We start from the raw sequence: 8,873 nt of genomic DNA, 5'->3' as shown, positions 1-8,873 counted from the left end.
CTCCTGCGCGGCGTTCCAGTCCGACACGTCAGATGTATTGACGGCCGCGTCGCCGCCCATCTTGCGAATGGCCGCGACGACTTCCTGCGCGGGGGTTTCATCCACCCCCTCGCCGGCAGCCGACGATCCAAGATCGTTGACCACGACCTTGGCGCCCTGCTCCGCCAGCTTCAGTGCATGCGCGCGACCCAGCCCACGGCCAGCGCCGGTCACGATAGCGACCCGCCCTTCCAATAGTTTCATGTCTCTTCCCCTGTTCAGCGTGAGCGCTTGTAGAGCATCCGCGCGGCATGCAGTTTCGTGCCCGCCGACATGATTCCCAGCGCTTTGCGGATCTCGGCTGGCTTGACGATCGCGCGGATCGGCATCGCCCCCATGATCGTTCCTTCCACGACGAGATTGTCGCCATCGGGATAGATGGCGCTGACTTCCATCAAGTCGGAATTGTCGGTGGCGTAGAGTTTCATCGTTTTGCTCACGTCGCGCATCCTTAAAAGGCGGGGAACATGGTTTTGAGATCCATGCGCATATCCATGGCCATACGCATCGCCGTCGCGCGCCCGCCGAACGTCACCGTACCACCGGGATGCATGCAAGGGCCGGCGAGGTAGAACCCCGTAAAGCCGGGTACCCGATATTGCGCCAGCTCTGGCGTCGGGCGACGGCCAAGCAACTGGCCCACCGTCGAGCCGATGCCGAAAATGTCGCCGTTCATCATGCTCGCGGAATGATGGTGATGATCGAGCGGTGTCTCGATGTGTCGGGCGATAATTTTGGAGCTGTCGATATTGGTGACGTTCTTCAGATACTCATCCAGGATCGCGTCGGCATAGGCCTGCCCGTTCTCTGGCCGCGCCCATGCTTCCAGCCCGCCGTCCGCGAGTGCCAGAGGCGCGAAATGATAGAGATAGAGGGCTGACTGCCCGCTGGGCGCGCGCGACGGATCGCGGCGGGTGTGGTTGATCGCCAGTGGGCTGAGACAGCCCTGTGGGATACGCCCGTATTTATACTCGTCGAAGACGCGGCGCACACGTTCGACGTCCTTGTGGACGAACTCGACGCACATCACGTCGTCGAACTGGTCGCCCGCGGCGAAGCGCGGCGGCTCGGACAAAGCGATCTGCTGGTTGATCGCGCCATGGTTGGACAGATGAACCCGCCGCGCCGCGCTCGCGATCTCGGGATCGACATCCGGCAGCCAGGCGCCGAGCTTCCATGGATGAACATTGGCGACCACGGCATCGCGCGCTTCGATCAGCTCGTCGCCGACCCATACGCCGCGGACTTCACCCGAGCGGATTTCCAGCTTCGTCACCTCGCTCTCGGTCCGCACCTCGCCACCATGCGCCGCGATGCAACGCAAAAGGCTGTCGACGATCGCCCTCGCCCCCCCGACCGGGGCCGCGCCGTCCTGGGTATGCGCCATGCCGAACAGGTTCCACAGAACCGCGCCGGTCCCCTTCACGTCCGGCCCCTCCATCATCTCCGCGCACCATTTCAGGATGTGGAGCTTGACTTCGGGTGTCTCGAAGAGATCGTCGATGACCTCGTAGAAGCTTTTGAAGAAGGCAGCGGCGATGCGTCGCCCCAAAGCGCTGGATTCCAGCATCCCGAGAAAGCTGGCCGTCGGCATCGGTGGGGTGGCCGCACCACGCGACAGGATCGGCAGCACGCTGATCGCATCCAGCGCAAAAGCCCGATAGGCATCGGCATCCTTGTTGGAAAACTTGGCGATTTCCGCACAGCTGCGATCGAGATCGGTGAAAGCCGTGATGTGCGTGCCGTCGTCGTAGATCGTGCCGAACCCTGCAGGATATCTGACGAATTTCAGGCCGAACCGCGTCGTCAATTCCAGTTCATTGTCTTTGATCGCCGGGTTCGACATCATCGGATAATAGCCGGTCGAATGCGGATCATGGATGAAGCCGGGCGCGATCTCGATCGACACGACGCCGCCGCCGCATTGATCGTTCTTCTCAAGAACGAGCACCCTCTTGCCCGCCTTCGCCAGATAGGCCGCGGCCACCAGGCTGTTACTGCCCGCCCCAACAACGATGATGTCGTATGCCAAAGCCACCCTCTTCCCTCATTGCCGACACTGCATGCCATCTACATAGTACGCAGGCAAACCATTTCGCGCGCGTTCTGGATCGCGCTGCCGCCCGCTCAGACGTCGAGCAGGCGACCAAGCCGCGCATGGAACGCCCGCAGTCGACATTCCTGATAGGCACCGAAATGCACCTGACCGCGCCCCGGGTCGCCGCCTTCGACACCCCGCTGGATCAAAGGCAGATTGCCCATATCCTGGTCGAACACCTCATCGAACAGACCGAACCCGGCCTGCCGGTCACGATAGGTCTCGTCGAAGTCGAGTTCGAGCATCGGCGCCTTCGGCGGCCGCTGGCCACCGGCCGGCAGCGGTAGCAAGAAGCGGACGTCCATCACGCTTTCGCGCGGATCGTCGCCGAACGGCATGAACTGATACCAGAGCGGCGCCCCCTCCCCAAGCCAAGGGAAGAAGTTGGGAAACATGAAATACTGGACCGCGTCGAGCATCCACGCATCGGACGCGGCGGACGCATCGTTGCCCGTCATCGCCTGCAGCACCTGGCGACGATAATCTGCCGCGAAGGCACGATCGAGCGTCGGGATGGAGTCAAAGTCGGGCAGCGGCATCCCCGGGGGCGTCACCGCGATGATCGTCTCCATGATGGCACGCCGGACGTCGGCCTCATCGCCCAGCTCGGGACTTGGCACGGCGGACGGCGTGATCGACCGACTGATCTGACTGCCTGCATCCTCCCATATATCGTACTGGGTTGAGCTATCGCCGTTCCAGGCCTGCGCCTGCGGATGGGTTTCGGAAAGATGCCAGCCCTCCATGAAGGCTTCCATCGCGAGTTTCCAATTGGCCCGCACCTTCTTGCGCACATGGACGGCGGTCCAGCGATTGGCATAATCATAATCCGCGAAATGCTGCGGCAGGACACCCAGGGCCGTTTCCAGCGGCTCCGCCGCCGGATCGGGATTGATGAATATGTTTCCACCCCAGGTTGCGCAGCGCACCTCGGTCAGCGCGAGCGCAGCATCGGGAACGCCGGAAAAGTCCCATCGGCCGGGGATCACCGAGGGAGCGCCGTCGGGCGTCCAGCTCCAGCCGTGAAATGGGCACCGGATATGCGCGCCCTCACCCCGTCCCGTGCACAGGCGCGTTCCGCGATGGCGGCAACTGTTGTAAAATGCCCGGATCGTGGTCGCATCGCTGCGCACGATGATGAAGGACAACGTGCCGACGTCATAGGAGAAGCGGTCGCCCACCGCGGGAATGTCCTCGCTGCGCCCGACGACCTGCCAGGTCTTCTTCCAGAGATGCTCCATTTCCGCGGCAGCGAATGCGCGATCATAATAGCGGCTGCGATCAACGCTCGGCGCGTCGACGCGCCATTCGCCGACTGCCGCGAACGCCTCGGGAACCGGGCGCGTATCGTTTCCGAGCAACACCGGGTAAAGCGGGCTCACGGCTGTTGCCCGGCCTTTGCTGACACTGTCGGTTTCGAGTTGCACACCCGCTCTCCTCATCGCGACGGACCTGCGCCCGCTCTCATCGAATCAAGTACCCTAGCATACGATATTGTGCAAGCATGAGTGTCGCGAGATTTGACCGGAGGCGCTTCCTTCGGCTCCTATGCCCGGCACGTTGTACCCACGGGAGAGCTCTGAAACCGACTTGCCAAAACCCGGATAAGTTAGCTATCGTACCATTAGGGTCCAACGCATCAACCCAGGACCGGACTGAGAGGATGATCCGACGGTGACGATCCGGCCGGCCAAGCCACCTTCGCTCACGCCACGGATCCCCGGCGATCCTGGCGTATGGGTGCTGATTTTCGGCGACCTTTTTGTGTTTGCGCTCCTCTTCGCGACTTTCGCTTATTATCGCGCGCAAACTCCCGCGGTCTTCGTTCAGTCCCAGCGGACACTCAGCCAGGCTTCCGGCATCCTCAACACGCTGCTGCTGCTGTCCAGTTCATTGCTCGTTGTCTGTGCGATAGCGTTCAATCGTCGGGAGAATTTCCGCGCGGCTCAGCGGTGCGTCGCCGGTGCGATCGGCCTGGGATTCGGTTTCGTCGCGTGCAAGGCGATGGAATATACCGCTAAGATTTCGTCGGGCCATTACCCGGTAACTAATGACTTCTATATGCTCTATTACGCGCTGACGGGCCTTCATCTTGTTCATGGATTGGTGGGTTTGGGTGGGCTTGCCTATCTTCGAGTCCTGATCGCAAAACCAGCGACGCACAGTCCTTTCACGGAATCCCTTGCGTTGTTTTGGCACATGGTCGACCTGCTATGGGTAATACTTTTCGCAATCCTGTACATGCATCGATGACGATCCACGGCGCTATCACCACATGGCTGCTCCTCTTGCTGCTGACGGCCTTGTCCTATGCCACCTGGCTCGACACGCGTTGGGCTGACCAGCGGTTGGCAGGATCACTCGTGATCGCCCTGGCAATGGCGAAGGCGTGGCTGATCGCAAGTCGCTTCATGGAATTGCGCGATGCTTGGTGGCCGCTACGCCTGTTGATGATGATGTGGTTGCTGCTCGTCGGTGGCACGCTGATATTTTTGTTTGGCTGGGCATCATGATAAAGGGGAGGATGACGTGACGGTATCGATTTCGGCGCAGCGAGCACTGATCTGGTGGTCGCTCACATTGTTGTTTATCTTCATGCTCAGCTTCGTCTTCCTGTTGAGGATGGTCCCGCTTCCACCGGCGACGTTGACGGCAAGCCAGGTCGCGGAGATTTACCGCAACAATAGTGGATCGATACGGATCGGCGCTGTAATATGTAGCTGGGTCGCCGCGTTCATGGTGCCGCTGGCCCTGGTGCTATCGATTCAGATGAAACGAATGGAAACCGGGTGGCCGATTTGGTCCGTCCTTCAATTCGCGGGCGGCTGCCTCATGTCAATGTTTCTAGTATTTCCTCCGCTATTGTGGGGCGTTGCCGCGTTTTCACCAGATCGTCCCGCCGATATAACACTGATAATACATGAACTGGCCAACTTGACGCTGGTTACGACGGACCAATATTTCATCTTTCAGTTCGTCGCGCTGGCGGTGGTGAGCCTTACGGCACCGCAAGATCAACTCTCCGCCTTTCCGCGGTGGTTCGGCTATTACACGATCTGGACGGCCTTCATGTTTGAGCTTGGCGCCTTCGGCTTCATCCCCCGCACCGGCCCGTTCGCGTGGAACGGCCTGTTCGTATTCTGGATTCCGCTATCGATCTTTTGCGCATGGATCATCGTCGCCAGCACCTTGATGCTGAAGGCCATCGGGCGTCAGTCCCGCGCCTTGACAAAGGGGATCTGAGCCGTGCCGACCATTCTGATCACCGGGGCCGGCAGCGGCATGGGTCGGGAACTCGCGCACCGCGCCGCATCGCGCGGCGATCGTGTGATAGCGGCACTGCTGCCAGGAGAGCGATGCGGTCTGGAGGGCAATCCCGCCGTCTCGATCATTACCATGGACGTGGGCGATGATGCGTCGGTGGAGGCTGGCTTCGCGAATGCCCAATTGAGCGAGTCCGGGCTGGATTGTGTCGTCCATTGCGCCGGCATTTCGCTATCGGGTGCGGTCGAGGTTGAGCCGCTGGACACCCTGCGTCACGCATTGAACGTAAACACGGTCGGCTCCGCGCGGGTATTGCGCCAAGCGCTGCCGCTGATCCGGCCGACGCATGGCCGGATCATCCTGTTCGCCTCGCTTTGGGGACGGGTCGGCGGCCCGATGCTGTCCGCTTATTGTGCGTCCAAACACGCCATCGAAGCGATCGTCGATTCGGCTCGTCGGGAAACCCGCGGACAGGGTATCGACATTATCCTGATCGAGCCAGGCGTCGTACGGACCAACATGGTCGAGCAGACAGTGACCGGCTCAAGATCGGGCGCCAATTCGCTGCCTGAGCGCTATCGCGCGCTTTACGGCGATCTGTATCAGAAGTTCGCGCGCATGATCGATCGTGAATCCACCGGCGGCGTAAGCGTCGAAGAGGCCGCAGACGTCATCGAACAGGCGATGTTCGCGGCCCGCCCCCGCACGCGCTACCGGGTCGGCAAGGATGCGAAGGCCGTGATCGCGCTCGCCTCGCTTTTGCCCGATCGCGCGCTTGACGGTGTCTTCCGTAAGATGCTCGACCGACAGTGACGCGGTAGATCGACCAGGGCGATGCCTGCGTGCTGGCGCCACCTCTTGCCGTAACCGTGACCGCCCTTCGCAGCGACCTTATGGGCACGCCCGCCCCGATCTGCGCTTGGGCGGTAGCCTTTCGACGTGGCTGACGCCGGAGGGCCAAACCGGCAGTGAGAAGCCCGGATAGTGCGGGTGTGCCGAAACGGCGACCACCCGCACTCGTTGTTGGCGCCGCCTGCCTAGTTGATCGACAAGCGTCCGATCCGGTTTCCGGTCAGTGCACCAAACCAGATGGCACCGTCCTGACTATTGTTGATGTCGCAGATTCCCGCCAAGGGGGTAGGAACAACGAATTCCTTGAGCGTCTTCGTTACGGGATCGAAGCGCCCGATCTTGTTGCCGCCCTCGAACCCGCCCTCAGCAAAGTAAATCTTTCCGTCCGATCCTTGCCGGATCGGCCCAGGAAGCGGCAGGGGGTTACCAAGCGATACAGAAACCGGCAGTGGCCCCCGCAGGGCCAGGAGGTTATACTCGGTGATCTTGCCGGTAGTGATATCGAGCGTGCCGATCTTCTGGCCCGCGCTTTCGGTAAACCAGATCAATCCATCGCGATCGGTCGTCACACCCTGTGGCAGGGCGGCTAGTGTCGGAACCACATACTCCTTGATCTCACGTGTAAAGACGTCGATCGTTAGAAGCTTGTTCGCGGCGGCCAGTGAAATGACGAGCAAGTTACCCGGACCGGGCTGAATGATCTGGGTCAACGCGCTGACCGTGGATAACGGGGTCGGCAGCGACACGACTTCGATCTGCTTCGTGGTCAAATCGATGCGGCCAATCGCCGCGCTGCCCGACATGCTGAACCAGATGGCGTTGTCTTTACCGGTTGCCATGTCGGTCGCGACAGCCGCGCCGACGTTGACGGTGCCGCTGACGATCCGGCCCAACGGGATGGAGTAGCTTTGCATCTCGCCGGTCGTGGCATCGATCCGGGTGATCTGGTTGGTCGTAAGCTCGGGAAACCAAATGCCATTGTCCGGTCCGATCTCGATCCCGCCAGGCGTTGCAGCAGGCTGTCTCAGCGGAAACCTGGCCCACACCCCGGTCGCCGGATCGAAACGTGATATTGCGTTGCCCACTACCTCCTCAATCCAGGCCTTGCCCGATCGATCGAATTCGATCTCGCACGGGGCAACCGCGGGGTTCGGCAGCGGGAATTCCGTCACCTGCGGCGACGGTGTGCTGATCAGCTGGCCTTGTGCCGGCGCAATACCGAGCAGCGCGACAATGGACGAAGCTGCCATGCATTTTCGTAAAACTGCGCTCACTCTTTCGAAGGAAGCGTGACGAGGGGGCGGATTGTCGGATCGAACGCGCATTGTTCCTCTCCTTTTTAAGTCGAGAGGGGCCTCTGCCCCGTTGAAATCACTCTCGACATGCCACCTTAAGCGCCTCGTATCTGGTACGCAAGCATACGAATCCTATCATTTGGCCCGCCGGTTCAGGTATAGGGCATAGACGACGCGACCCGACTTCGCCGGATCACCCGAGAATGAGACGGTGGCACCCGAGCGGAAATCCTCGCCACGTTCCGAGAGTTGCGATGCCGTGGCTTGGATCTGCTCCATATTCGCTTCAGCGGCCGCGCCGACGGCGTCGAACCCACCAGTTACGGCACACACATCCGTTCGGCATTCAGCATGGACGCCGACACCTCTCGTAAGTGAAGCGAACGCTCGATAAATGGCATTCTCCTGTGTCTGCGCCCACAACTCGTCTCGTGGCTGTGCGGATAAACGCCCGTACATGATCGGGGGGCCGACATAGTCCGGAACGATTGTCCGTGGGGCATCCTCCATTTGAGCAGGATCCAGCGCTTGCTGGTTCAACACCCCACCGCCATCGACAACCTGGATCTTGCCCGAGGCTGTTCGTGCGTCCTGTGACGCGCTGCGAGGGCGCAACATTTGATAGGCAATCAGCCCGCCCAGCAGCGCCACCAACACGAGTCCGACGAAGCGCCTCATCATCTCGCTTGCCTCATAAAAAGGTATGCACGGTCACTTTATTATGATCTTAGACGTCGGCCGGCAATAGCATGGCTCCTCAACCGATTGCCGCGATCCGCCAGTATCACGTGACACAGCGCCGACAACGGCGCCGAAGCCAGGCCCGCCGCAAATTCTATGCGGACGATAACGGTCGCACATGTAGGGCCCAGTCGCGGGTAGCTCGAAAGCCTCATCAAGGCGTTGCATGCGTTGGGGGCGATCGCGCGAAGCTATCTCGCCTGGGCGGTCGGCAACCCGGCGTATGTCGCGATCGTCAGTTTGTGATCACTAGCCGACATCATCTTATCGGTCCCGTCGGTGCCAGGAAATGAGTCGGTTCGCTTGCTAACGCTCGACGTCTTTCGCCGGGTACGGAAGGATATGCTCCGACCCGGCCAAGTCCTCGACGGTGTCATGTTCCATGCGCCGCGCAGATTTAGTTCTGTCGCCGCATCTCGACGCCACGGTCTTCAACCGCCTCATCTTCGTGTTTTCGGAACCGGTAGCGGCCCATAGTGACCTGGGCCGAGGATACCACAGCGGATCCATCGCCGGCGGCGGGGCGGGTTTGGGACGCACGAAAGCCCCGGTCTGTTGGGACTGGGGCTTGTGCTATAGTTGGT

Annotated in this window: 10 protein-coding genes; 4 read left to right on the top strand and 6 right to left on the bottom strand. The window is 60.9% G+C overall.

All coding sequences use genetic code 11. The annotated features are described in order from the left end of the window. The 4 genes from ACFDTG_RS14845 to ACFDTG_RS14830 all read right to left on the bottom strand — a co-directional run. Window positions 1-243: SDR family NAD(P)-dependent oxidoreductase (locus tag ACFDTG_RS14845; protein WP_375291766.1), on the bottom strand; the 243-nt coding region annotated here is incomplete at its 3' end. A gap of 14 nt (window positions 244-257) precedes the next feature. Then, complete coding sequence (locus ACFDTG_RS14840; protein ID WP_375250253.1) at window positions 258-479, bottom strand: hypothetical protein; 222 nt, start codon at window positions 477-479, stop codon at window positions 258-260. 11 nt (window positions 480-490) lie between these two features. Next, window positions 491-2,077 carry a phytoene desaturase family protein gene (locus ACFDTG_RS14835; protein ID WP_375250252.1) on the bottom strand — a complete coding sequence of 529 codons (1,587 nt, stop codon included), beginning with the start codon at window positions 2,075-2,077 and terminating at the stop codon, window positions 491-493. Window positions 2,078-2,166: 89 nt separating this feature from the next. Beyond that, entirely contained in the window at window positions 2,167-3,564 is a 1,398-nt protein-coding gene (locus ACFDTG_RS14830) for a Rieske 2Fe-2S domain-containing protein (protein ID WP_375291765.1), read from the bottom strand. A 247-nt stretch (window positions 3,565-3,811) separates the two neighbouring features. On the opposite strand from ACFDTG_RS14830, the gene ACFDTG_RS14825 reads away from it, so the two are divergent. The 4 genes from ACFDTG_RS14825 to ACFDTG_RS14810 are packed head-to-tail and all read left to right on the top strand — an operon-like array spanning window position 3,812 to window position 6,214. Further along, complete coding sequence (locus tag ACFDTG_RS14825; protein WP_375291764.1) at window positions 3,812-4,390, top strand: cytochrome c oxidase subunit 3; 579 nt, start codon at window positions 3,812-3,814, stop codon at window positions 4,388-4,390. Further along, a complete protein-coding gene (locus tag ACFDTG_RS14820; protein WP_375250249.1) occupies window positions 4,387-4,650 on the top strand; it encodes a cytochrome C oxidase subunit IV family protein in 264 nt (87 codons plus the stop codon). The genes ACFDTG_RS14825 and ACFDTG_RS14820 overlap by 4 nt, the downstream gene beginning before the upstream one ends. 16 nt (window positions 4,651-4,666) lie before the next feature. After that, window positions 4,667-5,380 carry a hypothetical protein gene (locus ACFDTG_RS14815; RefSeq protein WP_375250248.1) on the top strand — a complete coding sequence of 238 codons (714 nt, stop codon included), beginning with the start codon at window positions 4,667-4,669 and terminating at the stop codon, window positions 5,378-5,380. 3 nt (window positions 5,381-5,383) lie between these two features. Further along, complete coding sequence (locus ACFDTG_RS14810) at window positions 5,384-6,214, top strand: SDR family NAD(P)-dependent oxidoreductase (protein ID WP_375291763.1); 831 nt, start codon at window positions 5,384-5,386, stop codon at window positions 6,212-6,214. A 224-nt stretch (window positions 6,215-6,438) separates the two neighbouring features. Here the strand turns inward: ACFDTG_RS14810 and ACFDTG_RS14805 are convergent, their stop codons facing one another. Next, on the bottom strand, window positions 6,439-7,578 hold the full coding sequence (locus ACFDTG_RS14805; protein WP_375291762.1) for a hypothetical protein: 1,140 nt from the start codon (window positions 7,576-7,578) through the stop codon (window positions 6,439-6,441). A 105-nt stretch (window positions 7,579-7,683) separates the two neighbouring features. Then, the gene (locus ACFDTG_RS14800) at window positions 7,684-8,229 is read right to left on the bottom strand and encodes a hypothetical protein (RefSeq protein WP_375291761.1); all 546 of its coding nucleotides are present in this window, start codon (window positions 8,227-8,229) and stop codon (window positions 7,684-7,686) included. Between the last annotated feature and the right edge of the window lie 644 nt (window positions 8,230-8,873).

The organism is Qipengyuania sp. (assembly GCF_042095715.1).
Lineage (GTDB): Bacteria > Pseudomonadota > Alphaproteobacteria > Sphingomonadales > Sphingomonadaceae > Qipengyuania.
Note: the sequence above shows the minus strand (reverse complement) of the source record. Positions and strands in the feature narration are given on the sequence as shown.